We start from the raw sequence: 17,196 nt of genomic DNA, 5'->3' as shown, positions 1-17,196 counted from the left end.
ATTGCCCGGGTCAGCCCGGGCAATCACCGCTTCGACAAAAGCGACTATTCAAGCCCAAGCGGATCGGCGTCCAGCGGCCACATCGGCCGAGGCAGGCGCTTGAAGGGCAAGGCGCTCCAATCGGGATTGCTGGTCCCCGGCGTCGCCACAAAGAGCTGCAGGCGCGAGATCGGCGCAAACAGATCCTTCTGCTTATAGAGGTTCTTGACCGAGACCACCTGCTTGGTGTCGTAGACAATCCCGTGCCTGCTCATCAGGTCGAGCGAGTAGAGATTGGTGCGCTGGCTGGTGAGCAGTACTTCAATACCTTCGACCCGCACCACCGCAACATCACCCACAGTGATCTTCTCTTCCCCGATATGGCTCTGCCAGGAATCGCGGGCCAGATGCAGCACTTCGGCATCCGCATCAAGCGCCGGACCGGAATGGGGCTCGAACTTGCCGCCGATGCGCAAGCGCAGCTTGGCCCCGAGACCCACCTGGAAGCAGATTTTCACCGCCAGCGGATCCCAGAGCGGTACGATAGCCGCGTTGCTTATGCCGGCCTCGATGAAAGCGCGGAGCACATGGGTCGTATCGCCCGGAGCGCCGCTGCCGATCTGATCGGATGTGTCGGCAATGACGAGCGGCATGTCGCCGACCTTTTTGGCCTCCGCAATCGCCTCGTCGAAGGGCGTGAACGGCAGAGTGGCCTCGCGCCGGATGGCATAGAACCGTTTGCCGAAATCCTCGGCGACAGCCTGCGCCTTGGCCGCGTCTCCATCGACCACCGCCAGCATTTTTACACCCGCCAGCGGCACGTCAGCCCATGGGAAACCGTGATTGAGGGAGAGCGAGAGCACGCCATCCGTCCCCTCCGCTCCTTCCATTGCCGCGCAGAATTCGGGCATGGGGCCTTCCATCGTCGTGGGGAAGAGGCCCATGGACCGACAATCGAACAGCGCCATCTTCGGGTCGATCTCGCCGGCGAGCGTCCGCTTCATCAGGTCAAAGACTTCCTCCGCCCGCTCATTGTGATCGATATGCGGATAGGTCTTGTAGAAGACGATGAAGTCCGCCGCCTCGATCAGCACATGGTCGATATGGGCGTGCAGGTCGAGCTCAAGGCCGATCCGGACATTGGGACCGACGATTTCGCGCACCCGGCTGACGAGGTCACCCTCGCAATCGTCATAGCCATCGGCGACCATCGCGCCATGAAGATAGAGCAACACCGCGTCAACCGGTCCGGCAGCGCGCAGATCGCCGAGAATGCGGTCGCGCATTGTTTCATAGGCCGGTCGCGTTGTCGGGCCGGCGGGACTGGCGAAAGCAAACAGGCTCTGCACCACTTCCCAGCCTTCTGCCTCGCCCCGCTTGAGCCAGCTCTGGGTCGGGCCGCTCCATGGCGATGGATCAGCGGAGGCGATATCGGCCTCATTCCAGAAGCAGTCCTGGAAGTCATCGAGCCCGGTCGGGAAGGACGCAAAAGTGTTGGTTTCGGTGCCGAGCGTGGCAATGAAGAGGCGCATGGAATGATCCCTGTCAGATCTCGAGACGATGACTGTGCTGGTCGAGCCAGCTGCCCGGAACGAGCACTGCCGCACGGGCGCGCTCATCCTCGGCCTTGACCTTGTCGGTGAAGACAGGAGCGTGCCCATCCTGCGGGCGATAGGCCAGCAGCCGCCGCGCCGGCTCGATATCCCACCGCATCCCCGGATTGTCCGAGACGAGGTTGAAAATGCCAAAGCCCATGGGCGCTGCGGTGACGGCGCAGTCCATGGCGTGAACGAAATCCCGGTTGGAGAGCCACATCTCCTGGCCCCAGCTGCCGATGCCCAGATCCGGGCCGGCAAGATTATCGCCTGGCCAGATATTACCGATCCGGAAGGCGATGAAATCCGCCCCCGTTTCTGCGGCAAAGGCGCGGCCCATTTCCTCGCCGATCAGTTTTGAAACGGCATAGGGGTTCAAGGGCAGTGGCGGCGAGTCCGAGCGGATGGTCTCGGTGCGGAAGCGATGGCCCCCCATAACCTGATTGGTGGAGGCAAAGACCACGCGCCTGACGCCCGCAGCCTTCGCCGCTCGCAGCAGATTGGCCGTACCGACCACATTGGCCGGATGCACCTCTTCCCATCGGGCCACCGGGCGAATGTCACCGGCGAGGTGGATGACCGCGTCCACGCCTTCAAGAAGCCCGGCCCATTCCGGATCGAAAACGCTGATATCGCCCTCATGAACACCATCAGCAGCGCGGCGGTCGAGCAGCACGAGGTGGTGGCCACTGGTTTGACGCCAATGCGCGACCAGCTTGCCGCCGAGATTGCCGGCAGCGCCGGTGAGGAGAATACGCGCCATGCGTCACTACACTTCTGTCAGGTGATGAAATTTGAGCCTGGCCAAACCGAAACTCTCGGCCGCCGCCACGATCTGCCCCAACGTTGCCGGATCGAGTGGAATGCCCTCGTCGAGCCGCTGGTGACGCATCGCCAGTTCCGGCTCGCCCGGCAGCAAAACCCGGCCCGGATGGTCATTGTTCTCCGACTGCACCCAGGCCAGCACCTGCGCCATCTCGCCACCGAAGGCCTCGAGCGTCCCCATGCGCTCGGGGGACACGATGATCGACAGCATCGAATTGATCACCGTCATATCACTGGTGCCGTCATGCTGGGTTTCCCCGCCCAACAGCGCCGCACCGAGCAATTCGCAGGCCAGCGCCAGTCCCGAACCCTTGTGCTCGCCAAAGGGCGTCAGAACCCCGGGCGGAGAGGTGAACAGCGCATTGGGATCATTCGTCGGCTCACCCTCGGCCGTCAGCAGCGCGTTGTCGGGTAGGGTTCGTCCCTCATTGCGATAGACCCGCACCTTGCCCATGGCGAGGCGGCTGGTGGCAAAATCGACGATCACCGGATCGGCGCCCGCGCGGGGGAAACCGGCGGCGAACGGATTGGTGCCGAGACGCGCTTTTGTTCCACCGAACGGAGCGACATAGGGTCCCGCGACGACATTGACGAAATGCACGGAGACAAGGCCCGCCGCCGCGCATTGCTCGGCCCAATGGCCGATGCGGCCGATATGATGGCTGTTGCGCAGGCCAATGATCGCGCTGCCCGTGGCCTTGGCGCGCTCGATGCCCAGCTCCATGGCGCGGTGCCCAGTGACCTGCCCCACTCCGCGCTGCGCATCGAAAATGATCATCCCCCCCATGTCGGAAACGAGCTTGAGCTCGGGGGCCAGCTTCAGCCCACCGGCCCGAAAACTGTCGAGATACATGGGGATTACGCCGACCCCGTGGGAATCGTGCCCGCGCAGATTGGCTTCCACCAGATGCGTAGCGACAAGATCGGCGGTTTCGCCGCTCGCGCCGAGTGCGCTGAACAACTCGGCCACTGCAGCGCGCAGCACTTCAGCATCGACTTGCATGACCCACCCCTCGCCCCGGAATGGTTGGAAGTCTATGCCTCGGCGCTGCCGCCGGTAAGCCAGATCGGTTTCGTGTCAAGAAACGCGACACCCAAATACGCAAGACCCGACGCTCCGTTTCGGGGAGCGTCGGGCCGCAAATTCAGCGCATGGCTTTGAGCCTAGAGGGCGACGGAGACCTGCGGCAGGCTGGTGGTTACGCGTCGGGCCGCGCCCTGAAGCGCCTCAGCTGCGCGCTCCACCATGGATTTCATCCTGTTGTCCGGAGCCGAGAGGCTCATCGCGGCAATCGGGATCCCCTGCCCGTTGAAGATCGGCACGCCGATGCAGGTCACGCCGTCCTCGTTCTCGCCACTCTCGATGGCGAAACCGCGTTTCCGGGTTTCCTCGACATGGCGCCGGAAGGTTCGCAGATCGGTTACGGTGCGGTAGGTGCGCGGTTCGAACTGAGCACCGACGATGGCATCCACCCGATCATCCGGCATGAAGGCCGCCATGGCCTTGCCCAGAGAGGTCGAGTGAATGGGATGGCGATGGCCGATACGCGCCTGGAAGCGCTGCGAGCGCGTCGCCTCGCGGATATCCACATAGACAACTTCATGGTCATCCAGCACCGCCAGATTGATCGTCTCGCGAAAGCCGTCGGCCAGATCGTCCATCTCGCGCTGCGCCGTGCTGCGCAGGCTGTGATAGAGCGTATCGATACGCGCCAGCTCGCGAAAACGCTCGCCCACACCGTAGCGGTCCTGAACGATATCATGAGCAAAGAGGCCCGCCGCCGACAGGGTCTGCAGGTAGCGGAACACCGTGGTCTTGGGCATATCCAGGGCCTGGACGACTTCTGTCAGCGTCACGTCATGGGCCTGGCTTGCCACATAGGCGAAGACCTGCATCGCCTTCGCCACTGGCAAAACCGAGTATTGGTCATTCACTTTGGTCAATTCTTTTGCCTCCCCGACAAACCGTCACCCACCCATCCGGGGGCACGGCATTTACCCGATTAGAAAATCAAGCTGCTCAACATGTCAACTTAGCCAAAGTTTGCACATGATGTGAGCAGCACGTGGACCCTTGTTTCGTAAGGTGAAACTGTGCCGCATTTACACCGAACCACGGCGGGTGCCTCCTTGCACCAAGCGCGTGTCCATGGGGGCCGATCCAATCGGTGCGACACGCCTGAGGGAAACTATAAGCAAGGGAATAATTATGTCTGAGATTTCCAAGTCTGTCCGTTTGGGGCTGACCATGCTGAGCGCGGCTGTCGCCATCATGGCCGCAGCGCCGGGCGTGGCATTGGCCGCCTCGCCTCGCGCCGAAGAAGGCAAGATGATCCTCGTCGCCCGACAGGATCCCGGCACGCTCGACTACACCAAGAGCAATTTGACTGCCCTTCGCCTGTGGATCCCGGCCAATGTCGTTGAGCCGCTGGTCTATTTCAACAAGGACGGCAGCGTGTCGCCCGGTGTCGCCGAATCCTGGACCATCAGCGATGACCGCCTCACCTACGCCTTCACCATTCGCGAAGCGAAATTCTCGAACGGTGAGCCTGTCACCGTCGAGGACGTGATCTATTCGCTCAACACCATGAAGGCCAGCCCGGTCACTCAGAACTCGAGCGCCTATCAGGCGGTCGAATCGATCGAGAAGACCGATGATCGCACCGTGACGATCACCCTGTCCCGCCCGAGCCAGGGTTTCTGGCGCGGCATGGGCTCCACCGCCGCCCTCATCCAGCCGGAAGCCTCGGCGGACACCATCGCCACCAACCCGATCGGCAGCGGCCCCTACAAGCTCGTCAGCTACACATCCAATTCGAGCTTCGAATTCACCGCCAACGAAAACTATTGGGGTGACGCACCTTCGGTGAAGGATGTGACCGTCCGCATCATTACCGACGGCACGGCCGGCCTTAACGCGCTTGAAGCCGGTGAAGTAGACTCCCTGCCCGTCATCACCATCGATTTGTGGGAACAGCTCACGGCTCGTGGCCTCGACGACAAGTTCTCCATGGTCACCTATCCGCAGATCGGCGAGCCGACCTACGCAGTGATCAACCAGAAGCTCGATCCCGAGCTGCGCCAGGCACTCGCCATGACGCTGGATCGCCAGGCCTATAACGACGCCTTTGGCGCCGCCTGGGGCGCGGAAAACACCTGTACCTTCGCCCTGCCCAACCAACCCTGGTATGCACCGGAAAGCCCGGAAACCTGCCCCTATCCCTATGACATCGAAAAGGCGATGGCGCTGGTTGCCGAGAAGGGCTACGCCTCGACCCCGCTCGAATATGCCTCGCTGAGCGACGTGCCGGACCTGTCGCTGCCCGCCGATATCATGGTGCCAACCATGCAGGCTGCGGGCTTCAACATGACCCGCAATGCCATCGATCTGGCGCGCTATTCCCAGCTGATCTTCCAGGGCCGTCCGCCGCAGTTCGACGTCACCGTCATGTCGGGCGACGCCGATCCGACCCAGTTCGCCTGCCCCGATCCCAACGCAGCCGGCTGGAGCACCTATTGCTCGGCGGAATACACCCAGGCCCTGTCGGACGCAGACGAGGCGCTGACCGACGAGGACTATCTGGCCCTGATGCAGAAGTCGGCCGACATCCTGCGCAAGGATGCCGTGATCGTCCCGATCATCGCCAAGAAGGGTGTTGGCCTGTTCGAACCGGACCTCAAGGGCTTCGTCGAGCCGCGCGTGGCCGTGGCCATCGAGTTCGCGCCGCTGCACTGGTAATCCACTGAACTGTCGGGGCCGGCTGGTGCCGATCCCGATCTCCTTCACACCACCAAGAGGAGGCGCCCAGCTCCATGCCGGTCTATATTGCCCGAAAGCTGGCCTTTTTTCTGCTGGCGGTCATCGCCGCATCAATCGCGATTTTTCTTCTCATTCGTGGCGCCGGTGGCAATGTCGCCGCCATCATCCTCGGCAAGGACGCTACCGCCGAGGCGATCAATGCGCTGTCCCAGCAATATGGGCTCGACCGTCCCATGGTGGTTCAATATTTCGACTGGATCGGCAATCTGCTCCAGGGCGATCTTGGCCGCTCCTTCCGTACCAATGAGGCAGTGACCGACCTTGTCGTCTCGCGCCTTTCCATCTCCATTCCGCTCTGCGTATCCGGGCTCCTGCTCGGCCTTCTCATCGCCATTCCCGCCGGCACCTATTCGGCCCTCAATTCCGACAAGCCCATTGGCGCGCTGATTGCGCTGCTCAGCCAGGTCGGCATTGCCGTGCCGGTGTTCTGGGCCGGTATTCTTCTGTCGCTTTTGTTCGGCGTCCGCCTCGGCTGGCTGCCCACCGGCGGCTGGACCAATTGGGACACCAATTTCTGGGGCGCCGTACGCTCGCTGGTCCTGCCGGTCATTTCGCTCGGCGTCATCCTCGGCGCCTCGCTCACCCGCTATGTGCGCTCGGCCGTGCTCGACGTGATGAACCAGGACTATGTGCGCACCGCCCGCGCCACCGGCATGACGCGCATGAAGGCGCTGCTGCAGGTTGGCCTGCGCAATGCAGCCCTGCCCATCGCCACCGTTGTTGGCCTGCAGATCGCCGAGCTGATCGGCGGCACCGTCATCATCGAAACCGTGTTCTCCCTCCCCGGCCTCAGCCGCATGATCCTCGCCAATGTCGCGGCCCGTGAAGTCATCGTGGTGCAGTCGACGGTCATGCTCATCATCATCTTCGTCATGTTCATCAATCTGCTCGTCGACCTACTCTATGGAGCGCTCGATCCGCGCGTAAGGCTCACACGATGAGCGCCGCCACCACCACTTCCGCAAAGCCGGCCCGCACGCGCCGCCCTCGCTGGCGCACCAACACCGCGCTGCTGCTCGGCGTTATCCTCACCATCGGCTTTGTCGCCATCGCCATCGCCTCGGTGTTCTACCTGCCGCACAATCCCAACGTGCCGCGCATCCCTGACCGGCTGCTGCCGGCCGGCTCGCCCAATTATCTCCTGGGCACAGACGTCCTGGGGCGCGATATTCTCTCCCAGCTGATGGTCGGCGCGCGCACCTCGCTTATTGTCGGGGCCGGCGGGGCTTTCATCAGCCTCATCATCGGCACCATTGCCGGCCTTTCCGCCGCCGCCTTCGGCAAATGGGCCGACGAGACCATTTCCCGCGGCGCCGATATCATGCTGTCCATTCCCGGCATCGTCACCGCGCTGGTGCTGGCTGCCACCATCGGCTCGGGTGCGCTCACCACCATCCTTGCGCTCTCGGCCTTCTTCACGCCGTCCTTCACCCGCGTCATCCGCTCGGCCGCCATGTCGGTGCTGCAGGAGGATTTCATCATTGCCGCGCGGCTCTATGACCGGCCGACATGGTTCATTCTCATTCGCCACGTCCTGCCCAATGTCGCCGGCGTGATGATCGTGCAGTTCACCCTCTATTTCGCCGCCGGCATCCTCACCGAGGCAGGGCTCTCCTATCTCGGCGTCGGCGTCACCCGCCCCTCCATTTCCTGGGGCATGATGCTCAACGAAGCCCAGCAGCAGGTCGGCATTTCCTCGCCCCTCGCCATGTGGCCGGGCCTTGCCATCGTCTCCGTCGTTCTCGGCCTCAACCTCCTCGGAGATGGCCTGCGCGACGTGCTCGATCCCAAGCTGGCGCGGAGAAAATAATGACCAGTCCCGCAGCCATCGACGTCCGCGACATGCGCGTGGGCTATGAGGATCTCACCGCCGTGCGCGGCGTTTCCTTCACCGTGCCTGCTGGCGGCCGCATGGGCCTTGTCGGCGAATCCGGGTCGGGCAAGAGCATGACAGCGCTTGCCCTCATGGGTCTCCTGCCGGCGGGCTGGAGCACCGACGGGGAAGTCCTTCATGACGGGGTCAATCTCGCCACCGAACCCGACAAGGCGTTCTCGGCCCGACGCGGGCGCACCATTTCCATGGTGTTTCAGGACCCCATGTCCTCGCTCAATCCGGTGCGCCGTGTGGGCGATCAGATCGCCGACGTGATCCACCGCCACAATGGCGTTAACCGCCGCGAGGCGATGCGCCAGACCATCGACCTTATGACGCAGATGAACCTGCCGCGTCCCGAACAATTGGCCCGGTCCTATCCGCACCAGATCTCGGGCGGCCAGAAACAGCGCATCATGATCGCCATGGCGCTTGCCTGCTACCCGCAGCTCATCATCGCCGACGAGCCGACCACTGCGCTCGACGTCACCGTGCAAAAGCAGGTGCTGCGGCTTCTCAATGCCGCGACGCGCGAGCGCAATTCGGCCCTCCTGATGATCACCCACGATCTCCCCGTCATCGCGGCCATGTGCGACACCGTGGCGGTGATGTATGCCGGGCGCATCGTCGAATATGGAACAGTGGTCGAGGTCTTCGGCAATCCCCGCCACCACTATACGCGGGGCCTCCTCGACTCCCAGCCCACCATGGACAACATCGCGCTCGACGGCACCTCGCGCCTCGTCTCCATCCCCGGGATGGTGCCACCACTCCAGCGCCTGCCGAGCGGCTGCGCATTCCACCCGCGCTGCCCGGCTGCCACCGATATCTGCCGGACGAAAATGCCCGAACTCGACAGGGGCACCACCGGCGTCGCCTGCTTCCATCCGCTGGCTCCAGCCAAGGAGCCCGCGGCATGACGCAGTCTATCGAACGCCGCCCCTTGCTGGCGATGAACCAGGTCACGCAGACCTACGCCCTGCCCCGCGCAAATCTGTTCGGCCCGCGCCCGAGTTTCACTGTGCTGCAGAACATCGACTTCGATGTCTGTGCCGGAGAAGCTGTCGGCCTCGTCGGCGAGAGCGGGGCCGGCAAGACCACGCTCACTCGCATTCTCACCGGCATGGAAAAGCCTCAGACCGGCAGCGTCACCTTTGAAGGCGCGGACATCTGGTCGGGAGACACCGCCCACCGCGCAAAATTCCGCCGCTCGGTGCAGATGGTGCTGCAGAACCCCCGCAGCTCGCTCGATCCGCGCATGCGCGTCGGCACGGCCCTGCTCGAACCCATGCGCAGCCTCAAGATCGCCGGCGATCATACCAAGCGCCTCTATGAGGTGCTCGACCAGGTCGGGCTCGATCGCAGCGCGCTGGAACGCTATCCGCACGAATTTTCCGGCGGTCAGCTGCAGCGCGTCGCCATCGCCCGCGCGCTCATGCCCAATCCGCGTGTTCTGGTCGCAGACGAGCCTGTGTCTGCCCTCGACGTCTCGATCCAGGCGCAGGTGCTCAATCTCCTCAAGGACCTCGTCCGGAATCTGCAGCTCGGGCTGGTCTTCATCGCCCACGACCTCTCGGTGGTGGCCTATACGACAAGCCGCGTCTCGGTGATCGCTGCGGGCCGCATCGTCGAAGTGGGCCAGCCCATCGAACTCTTTACCCACCCCAAGGCGCCGGAGACGAAAAATCTCGTCGACGCAGTGTTGACGGTGGAAGCGGGACTGGCGGGCACGGCGCTCTGAGCGCTTGCTCGGTAAAACACCCCCTCCCAACCTCCCCCTGTTCAGGGGGAGGAGTATTTCCGTCGCTCACCACAATCTCCCCAAACGCGATAGGTCCCTCCCCCTGAACAGGGGGAGGATAGGGGGGGCCGCATCCACTCGACACCATCCACCGCGAAAAACCCGAACTATTCCGCACCACGAAATGGCCCGACGTTTACCTCGCGCGCTCACTGGTGTGTGTTGGGCGAAACAACACGAGGAGCAGCGAATGCTGAAGTTCGACGAGTCCGCACGCATTATCGCGTCCGAGTCTCGCTTTGTGTCCGGCGGCGTGAACAGCAATTTCCGTCTCGGCATGGGCCCCGGCCCCCTGGTGTTCACCCATGGTGAAGGGGCCTATCTCCATGACGTCGATGGCAACAAGCTGATCGATTATTATTGCGGCATGGGCGCCACGGTTCTCGGCCACAGCCCCAAGGGCGTGCAGCAGGCCGTCAAGGACCAGGTCGAAAAAGGCATTCTCTTCGCCGGACAGTCGCCGATCGAATATGAAGCCGCCCGCATCATCTGCGAGCGTATCCCCAGTGCCGAGCGCCTGCGCTTTGGCTCGTCGGGCTCCGAAGTGGCCCAGGCGGCAATGCGCCTCGCACGCGCTGCCACGGGCCGCCGCGCCATCGTCAAGTTCGAGGGCCACTACCACGGCTGGTTCGACAACATCCTGTGGTCCACCGCCCCCGCTCTCGCGGACGCCGGCCCTGCCGACGATCCGGCGTTGATCGCAGGCAGCAAGGGCCAGGGCGCGAACGATGGCGACGGCCTCGACGTGCTGCAGTGGAACGACCTCGCCGCTGTCGAAGCGCGCCTGGCCAAGGGCGACGTCGCTGCGCTGGTGATGGAAGCTGCCATGTGCAACCAGGGCGCCATCGCACCGGGCGAAGGTTATCTCGAGGGCGTGCAGGCCGCATGTCGCAAGCACGGCACCATCCTCGTCTTTGACGAAGTAATCACCGGCTTCCGCCTCGGCCAGAAGGGCGCCCAGGGTCGCTTCGGCATCACGCCCGATCTGTCACTCTTCGCCAAGGCCATCGCCAACGGCTTCCCGGTGGCAGCCATTGTCGGCCGCGCCGACCTGATGGACCTGTTCGCCACCGGTGGCGTGCTGCACGGCGGCACCTTTAATTCCCAGCCCGTCGCCATGGCCGCCATGGTGGCGACGCAGAAGGCTCTCACCCCCGAGCACTACGAGAAGACTTCGGTCTATGGCGTCCGCCTGCGCGACGGCATCCGCGACATCTTCAAGGAAGTCGGCATCAAGGCCCAGGTCACCGGCTTCGAGCTGATGTTCCATATCGGCTTCGGTCTCGACGCGCCTGCCCGCAACTATCGCGACCTCGCCCGCGCCGACAAGGCAGGCTATTCGCGGTTCTCGCAGGCCCTGCTGCACAACGGCGTCCGCGTCCTTGAGCGCGGTGCATGGTTCGTCTCCTCCGAGCACAATGACGAAGTCGTCGACAAGACCCTTGAGGCCGTTCGCGCTGCCGCCAAGGAAGTGGCCCCCACTCTGGGCAACTGACGACACTTTGGGGCGGAGGCTTCTTCCAGGCTGCCTCCGCCCCACTTCCCTTGCCGATGCCCATGCAGTATTGCTCGGCCACCCAATGAGATCGGCAAGAGGGACGCCCGTATGCGCGAGGGCGACATCATCAATGGACTGGTCCGGGGCCTCGCGGTCATCGAGTGCTTCGACGAGGAGCACGCCCGCCTCTCCATCACCGACGTGGCTGAACGCACCGGTCTCGAGCGCGCCACTGCACGCCGGTGCCTGCTCACCCTCGTCCACCTCGGCTACGCCAGCTATGACGGCAAATTCTTTCAGCTGACCCCGCGCGTGCTCAGCCTTGGGCACACCTATCTTTCAGCCATGCCGCTGCCGCGCCTCGTCCAGCCCTTCCTCGAAGAACTCGCGCGCGAAACCAAGGAGAGCACTTCGGCCGCCATGCTCGATGGCACCGACATTCTCTATATCGCCCGCGCCTCGACGCGCCGCGTGATGTCGATCAATCTCGCCCCCGGCGCAAGATTGCCCGCCTATTGCACTTCCATGGGCCGCACCCTGCTTGCCGCACTGCCGACAGCCGAGGCCCGGGCCATTCTCGATCACTCAGACCTCGTTGCCTATACAGATCACACCAAGGCCGACATTCCCGGCATCACCACTGAACTGGCCGTCATCGCCGCCCAGGGTTTTGCCGTGATCGACCAGGAGCTTGAACTCGGCCTCGGCTCCATCGCTGTGCCACTCTACAACGCCTCGGGCAAGATCGTCGCCGCCATCAATATCGGCGCCCAGACCGCGCGCGCCTCGACCTCGCATATGATCGCAAACTTCCTGCCGCTGATGCGCAAGGTCCAGTCCGAACTGCGTCCAATCCTGCGCTGAAATCCGCCGTGCCCCCACGTCACAGAAGGGCCCGAGTCTCTTCATCGGAGCGGACAGCGACTGTCACACACGCTGTCACATAAGCTTTGCAACCATAAATTTCCTTTATATTACAGTGACTTAACACGTCACAAACCCGTCACGGAACTGCAATAAAACCGTCGTTGCGCGCCAATAAGGTCTGCGGCGTCACGAGGCGGCCCACACCAAGGCTGGCCCGGCTCAGAACCGAATTCCGAAAGGGAACTTTCATGAAGACCGCACTTTACGCCAGCACCGCCATTGTTGCGCTTGCCGCATTCGCCACCCCGGCCTTTGCTCAGTCCCGCGACACCATCCAGATCGCCGGCTCCTCGACGGTCCTGCCCTTCTCCTCCATCGTCGCTGAAGAGTTTGGCGCCACCTTCCCAGAGTTCAATACCCCTGTGGTTGGCTCCGGCGGTACCGGCGGTGGTTTCCGCCAGTTCTGCGAAGGTATCGGCGACAACACCATCGACATTGCCAATGCTTCTCGCCCGATGCGCGACAGCGAGCGTGAAGCCTGCGCCGCAAACGGCGTGACCGACATCCGTGAAGTCCAGTTCGGCTTCGACGGCATCGTCTTCGCCTCCTCCGCTTCGGGTGCCGATTTCGCCCTGACCCCGGTCCAGGTGTTCAAGGCCATTGCCGCCAAGGTTCCCGTCGATGGCGAACTCGTCGACAACCCATACACCTCCTGGGACCAGATCGACCCGTCCCTGCCGGCCCAGCCGATCGCTCTCGCCATTCCGGGCTCTAACCACGGCACCCGTGAAGTCTTCCAGGAACGCGTCGTCACCCCCGGTGCCGAAGCTGCCGAGCTGCCAGAAGGCCTCTCCGACGAGGAAATCGAAGCCGTCGAGACCACCTTCCGTCAGGACGTTGTTGTCGAAATCGCCGGTGACTACACCGAGACCCTCGCGCGCCTGACCGCCAACCCCAATACCGTCGGCGTCTTCGGCCTGTCGTTCTACGACCAGAACAAGGACACCCTCAAGGTTGCGACCGTCGACGGCGTTTCGCCATCGCTCGAAACCGTTGCCTCGGGTGAATATCCGGTCAGCCGTCCGCTGTTCTTCTACGTGAAGGGCCAGCACATCGGCACCATTCCGGGCCTCGCCGAATATACCGAATACTACCTCTCCGAAGGCATGTCGGGCGCTGGTGGCTTCCTCGAATCCGCTGGTCTTATCCCTCAGCCAGCTGAAAAGAGCGCCGAAGTCCTCGCCGCCTTCCAGGGGCAGTAAGACAATAACGCGGGCCGCACCCTCTGGTGCGGCCTGCATCTCCCCCAATGTCAGCCAGGAAAGCCTGACACAGTGAACACAACGATCGTCGCCGGTCTGCTCATCGTTCTTCTTGGCCTGGCTTACCAACTCGGCTGGTCCAAGAGCCGAGCCCTCAGCACGCCCGATGGGCAGCGCGTCCACTCCCGCCCGCATTACCACGGCACGCTGGTCGCGCTCTGGACGCTCATTCCGGCGCTGCTCGTGCTCGGCATCTGGGCGTTTTTCTCCCCCGGCGTCACCCGCTGGTTCACCGTCTCACAGCTGCCGGTCGATGTGATCACAAGCCTCGATCAGCTCGGCCTCAACAACCAGCTGCAGCGCGTCCGCGATATCGCCTCCGGCTTCGGCGTCACCGGCGAAATCCAGCCCTTCGAGCAGTCCGCCGGCGATAATCTCCGCCAGTTCCAGCTCCTCAGCTTCCTCATCATGCTCGGCGCTGCAGCCGGCCTCGGCATTCTCGGCCTGACCTTCGCCCGCAAGCGCATCAGCCCGCGCCTGCGCGCCCGTAACGAGGTTGAGCGCGCCATCTCGGTGGCGCTGATCGCCTGTTCGGCTGTCGCCATCCTGACCACGCTGGGCATCGTCGCCTCGCTGGTCACCGAGGCCCTCCGCTTCTTCACCTTCGTCAACCCGCTCGACTTCTTCTTCGGCACCGTCTGGGCCCCGAAATTCTCCTCGACCGGTGCGGGCGACGCCGGGCAGTACGGCATCCTGCCGCTGCTCACCGGCACGCTGATGATCTCGGCCATCGCGATGCTGGTCGCCGTGCCGATCGGGCTGATGACCGCCATCTATCTCAGCCAGTATGCGCACCGCTCGGTCCGCGCCGTGGTCAAGCCGATCGTCGAAATCCTCGCCGGCATCCCCACCATCGTCTACGGCTTCTTCGCCCTGGTGACGGTTGGCCCCTTCCTGCGCAATTTCGGCGATGCCATCGGCCTCTCTATCAGCGCCACCAGCGCGCTGACCGCCGGTCTCGTCATGGGCGTGATGATCATCCCCTTCATCTCCTCGCTCTCGGATGACATTCTCAACCAGGTGCCGCGCACGCTGCGCGATGGTGCCTATGGCCTTGGCGCCACCCAGTCCGAAACCATCCGCAACGTGCTGCTGCCCGCGGCCCTGCCCGGCATTGTCGGCGCCTTCCTGCTCGCCGTCAGCCGCGCCATCGGCGAAACCATGATCGTGGTTCTGGCCGCCGGCAATTCGCCGATCCTGCGCGGCAATCCGCTCGAGCCGGTTTCGACCATCACCGTTTCTATCGTCAACCAGCTCACCGGCGACACTGACTTTACCGGCCCCCAGTCCCTGGTTGCCTTCGCGCTGGGCCTCACGCTCTTCGTGATGACGCTCTGCCTCAACATCGTTGCCCTCTACATCGTCCGCCGCTTCCGGGAGCAGTATGAATGACCGAACAGTTCTACAGCGCTCCCGCTGACGCCATTGCGCGCCGCGCCGCCGTGCGTGCCGGTCTCAAGCGCAGGCATCTCAGCGAGAACATCTTCCGCATCTCCGGCATCGTCGCCATCGTGCTGGCGCTGGGTTTCGTGGCCATCCTTTTCACCGATGTGCTGCGCAAGGGCATCCCTGCCTTTACCCAGTCCAACATCAGCCTGGCCGTCACCTTCGACCCCGAGGTGATCAAGGTCGATCCGGCTCCGGTCCGTGCCGGTGGCCAGTCCGACGCAGACTTCCGCGCTGCCCGCCTCGGCTGGGAGCGGCAGGTTGCCATGCTCAACTGGAACCGCATCATCGAAGCCGCGCTGCGCGACGCTGCGCCGGCCGGGCTCGAAATCGACAGCCGCCAGATCCTTGCCATCCCCGAGACCGATGCGCGCCATCGCGTCCGCGAGATCTTCGTCAATGATCCGTCCGTGCTGGGCCAGACCCGCACAGTCGAATTGCTGGCCTCGGCCAACACCGACAATTGGGTCAAGGGCAATATCAACCGCGACCTCGGCGACAACCAGCAGCAGCTGCCAGCCGCCACGCGCGCCCTCATCGACGCCTTCGAGGAACAGGGCATCATCTCCCAGGGCTTTGCCTGGTCGCTGTTCACCAATGTCGACAGCCGCTCCTCTCCAGCCGCTGCCGGCCTCCTCGGTGCGCTGACGGGATCCATGTGGATGATGCTGATCGTCGTCGTCCTTGCCGTCCCGATCGGGGTGGGCAGTGCCATCTATCTTGAGGAATTCGCGCCAAAGTCCCGCTTCACCGATCTTATCGAGGTGAACATCAACAACCTCGCGGCCGTGCCCTCCATCGTCTTCGGCCTGCTCGGCGCCGCGGTGTTCATCAACTGGTTCCGCCTGCCGCTCTCCGCGCCGCTGGCCGGTGGCCTCGTGCTGACGCTGATGACCCTGCCGACCATCATCATCGCCACCCGTGCAGCCCTGCGCGGCGTCTCCCCGGCCCTGCGCCAGGCGGCGCTCGGCATGGGTGCGAGCCGTACGCAGATGGTGTTCCACCATGTGCTGCCGGTCACCTTCCCCTCGATCCTGACCGCCACCATCATCGGTGTGGCGCAGGCCCTGGGCGAGACCGCGCCGCTCCTGCTCATCGGCATGAACGCCTTCGTCGCCTCGGTGCCCGGGACGCCGCTTGATCAGGCAACAGCTCTGCCGGTGCAGATCTATCTCTGGCAGGCCAATGAGAACCGCAACTTCTTCGAGGCCCGCACCTCTGCTGCCATCATGGTGCTCTTGGCCTTCATGATCACGCTCAATGCCATCGCCATTTTCCTGCGCTCGCGCCTCGAAAAGCGCGCTTAAGGAGACCCCGCAAAATGGATATGCTTGCCGGTAAGGTAAAGATGACCACCAAGACCCTGGACGCTGCCATGAACCCCGCTGCCGACCCTGCCGAGCTCATCGAGCGCCCGATCCGCCTTTCCGCCCGTGACGTTACCGTTCACTACGGCGCCAAGCAGGCTTTGCACGGGATCTCCATCGACATCCCCGATCGCGCCGTCACCGCGTTCATTGGCCCCTCGGGATGCGGCAAGTCCACCTTCCTGCGCTGCATCAATCGCATGAACGACACCATTGAAGGCGCCAAGGTCGGCGGCCGGATCGAACTCGACGGCGAGGACATCTATGCCCCCGATCTCGACGTGGTCGAACTGCGCGCGCGTGTCGGCATGGTGTTCCAGAAGCCGAACCCCTTCCCCAAGTCGATCTACGACAATGTCGCCTATGGCCCGCGCATCCACGGCCTCGCGAGGAACAAGACCGATCTCGACGAGATCGTCGTCAACTCCCTGCGCAAGGCCGGCCTCTTCGAAGAGGTGAAGGACCGTCTCGCCGAGCCGGGCACCGGTCTTTCCGGTGGTCAGCAGCAGCGGCTCTGCATCGCCCGCGCCATCGCCGTCGGCCCCGAAGTCATTCTCATGGACGAGCCCTGTTCGGCTCTCGATCCGATCGCCACGGCCATCATCGAAGAGCTGATCGACGAGCTGCGCACCAATTATACCATCGTCATCGTCACCCACTCCATGCAGCAGGCGGCCCGCGTCAGCCAGAAGACCGCGTTCTTCCACCTGGGCAATCTCATCGAGAAGGGTGACACCGAGGACATTTTCACCAATCCGGTGAACAAGCAGACCCAGGACTACATCATGGGCCGCATCGGCTGA

The 17,196-nt window shown here is 63.5% G+C and carries 15 protein-coding genes; 11 read left to right on the top strand and 4 right to left on the bottom strand.

Features of this window, described 5'->3' with window-relative positions; translation table 11 throughout:
• Positions 1–44: 44 nt before the first annotated feature.
• The 4 genes from NYQ88_RS07020 to NYQ88_RS07005 all read right to left on the bottom strand — a co-directional run bounded on the left by NYQ88_RS07020 (position 45) and on the right by NYQ88_RS07005 (position 4,334).
• The gene (locus NYQ88_RS07020; RefSeq protein WP_275654236.1) at positions 45–1,511 is read right to left on the bottom strand and encodes a M81 family metallopeptidase; all 1,467 of its coding nucleotides are present in this window, start codon (positions 1,509–1,511) and stop codon (positions 45–47) included.
• Between the two features lie 13 nt (positions 1,512–1,524).
• Entirely contained in the window at positions 1,525–2,337 is an 813-nt protein-coding gene (locus tag NYQ88_RS07015; protein WP_275654235.1) for an NAD(P)-dependent oxidoreductase, read from the bottom strand.
• A gap of 6 nt (positions 2,338–2,343) precedes the next feature.
• Positions 2,344–3,402, bottom strand: coding sequence for a malate/lactate/ureidoglycolate dehydrogenase (locus tag NYQ88_RS07010; RefSeq protein WP_275654234.1), 1,059 nt, complete (start codon positions 3,400–3,402; stop codon positions 2,344–2,346).
• 161 nt (positions 3,403–3,563) lie between these two features.
• A complete protein-coding gene (locus NYQ88_RS07005) occupies positions 3,564–4,334 on the bottom strand; it encodes an IclR family transcriptional regulator (RefSeq protein ID WP_275654865.1) in 771 nt (256 codons plus the stop codon).
• A 274-nt stretch (positions 4,335–4,608) separates the two neighbouring features.
• Here NYQ88_RS07005 and NYQ88_RS07000 point away from each other — a divergent pair, with 274 nt between their 5' ends.
• The 11 genes from NYQ88_RS07000 to pstB all read left to right on the top strand — a co-directional run bounded on the left by NYQ88_RS07000 (position 4,609) and on the right by pstB (position 17,196).
• Positions 4,609–6,138, top strand: a complete 1,530-nt coding sequence (locus tag NYQ88_RS07000; RefSeq protein WP_275654233.1) for an ABC transporter substrate-binding protein — start codon at positions 4,609–4,611, stop codon at positions 6,136–6,138.
• Between the two features lie 74 nt (positions 6,139–6,212).
• Positions 6,213–7,160, top strand: coding sequence for an ABC transporter permease (locus tag NYQ88_RS06995; RefSeq protein ID WP_275654232.1), 948 nt, complete (start codon positions 6,213–6,215; stop codon positions 7,158–7,160).
• Positions 7,157–8,029 carry an ABC transporter permease gene (locus NYQ88_RS06990; protein WP_275654231.1) on the top strand — a complete coding sequence of 291 codons (873 nt, stop codon included), beginning with the start codon at positions 7,157–7,159 and terminating at the stop codon, positions 8,027–8,029. Before NYQ88_RS06995 ends, NYQ88_RS06990 begins: the two co-directional genes overlap by 4 nt.
• A complete protein-coding gene (locus NYQ88_RS06985) occupies positions 8,029–9,012 on the top strand; it encodes an ABC transporter ATP-binding protein (RefSeq protein ID WP_275654230.1) in 984 nt (327 codons plus the stop codon). Before NYQ88_RS06990 ends, NYQ88_RS06985 begins: the two co-directional genes overlap by 1 nt.
• Positions 9,009–9,833 (top strand): dipeptide/oligopeptide/nickel ABC transporter ATP-binding protein, encoded by an 825-nt coding sequence (locus tag NYQ88_RS06980; RefSeq protein WP_275654229.1) that lies wholly within the window; start codon positions 9,009–9,011, stop codon positions 9,831–9,833. Before NYQ88_RS06985 ends, NYQ88_RS06980 begins: the two co-directional genes overlap by 4 nt.
• Before the next feature lie 250 nt (positions 9,834–10,083).
• Positions 10,084–11,388 carry an aspartate aminotransferase family protein gene (locus NYQ88_RS06975; RefSeq protein ID WP_275654228.1) on the top strand — a complete coding sequence of 435 codons (1,305 nt, stop codon included), beginning with the start codon at positions 10,084–10,086 and terminating at the stop codon, positions 11,386–11,388.
• Between the two features lie 111 nt (positions 11,389–11,499).
• Positions 11,500–12,255 (top strand): IclR family transcriptional regulator C-terminal domain-containing protein, encoded by a 756-nt coding sequence (locus tag NYQ88_RS06970; protein WP_275654227.1) that lies wholly within the window; start codon positions 11,500–11,502, stop codon positions 12,253–12,255.
• A gap of 251 nt (positions 12,256–12,506) precedes the next feature.
• Complete coding sequence (locus NYQ88_RS06965) at positions 12,507–13,520, top strand: substrate-binding domain-containing protein (RefSeq protein ID WP_275654226.1); 1,014 nt, start codon at positions 12,507–12,509, stop codon at positions 13,518–13,520.
• A gap of 72 nt (positions 13,521–13,592) precedes the next feature.
• Entirely contained in the window at positions 13,593–14,972 is a 1,380-nt protein-coding gene (pstC, locus tag NYQ88_RS06960) for a phosphate ABC transporter permease subunit PstC (RefSeq protein ID WP_275654225.1), read from the top strand.
• Positions 14,969–16,333 carry a phosphate ABC transporter permease PstA gene (pstA, locus tag NYQ88_RS06955; protein WP_275654224.1) on the top strand — a complete coding sequence of 455 codons (1,365 nt, stop codon included), beginning with the start codon at positions 14,969–14,971 and terminating at the stop codon, positions 16,331–16,333. The genes pstC and pstA overlap by 4 nt, the downstream gene beginning before the upstream one ends.
• Before the next feature lie 68 nt (positions 16,334–16,401).
• On the top strand, positions 16,402–17,196 hold the full coding sequence (gene pstB, locus NYQ88_RS06950; RefSeq protein ID WP_275654864.1) for a phosphate ABC transporter ATP-binding protein PstB: 795 nt from the start codon (positions 16,402–16,404) through the stop codon (positions 17,194–17,196).

The sequence above is a fragment of the Devosia sp. SD17-2 genome (assembly GCF_029201565.1).
Lineage (GTDB): Bacteria > Pseudomonadota > Alphaproteobacteria > Rhizobiales > Devosiaceae > Devosia.
The sequence above is the reverse complement of the archived record's forward strand: the minus strand, read 5'-3'. Positions and strand labels throughout refer to the sequence as shown.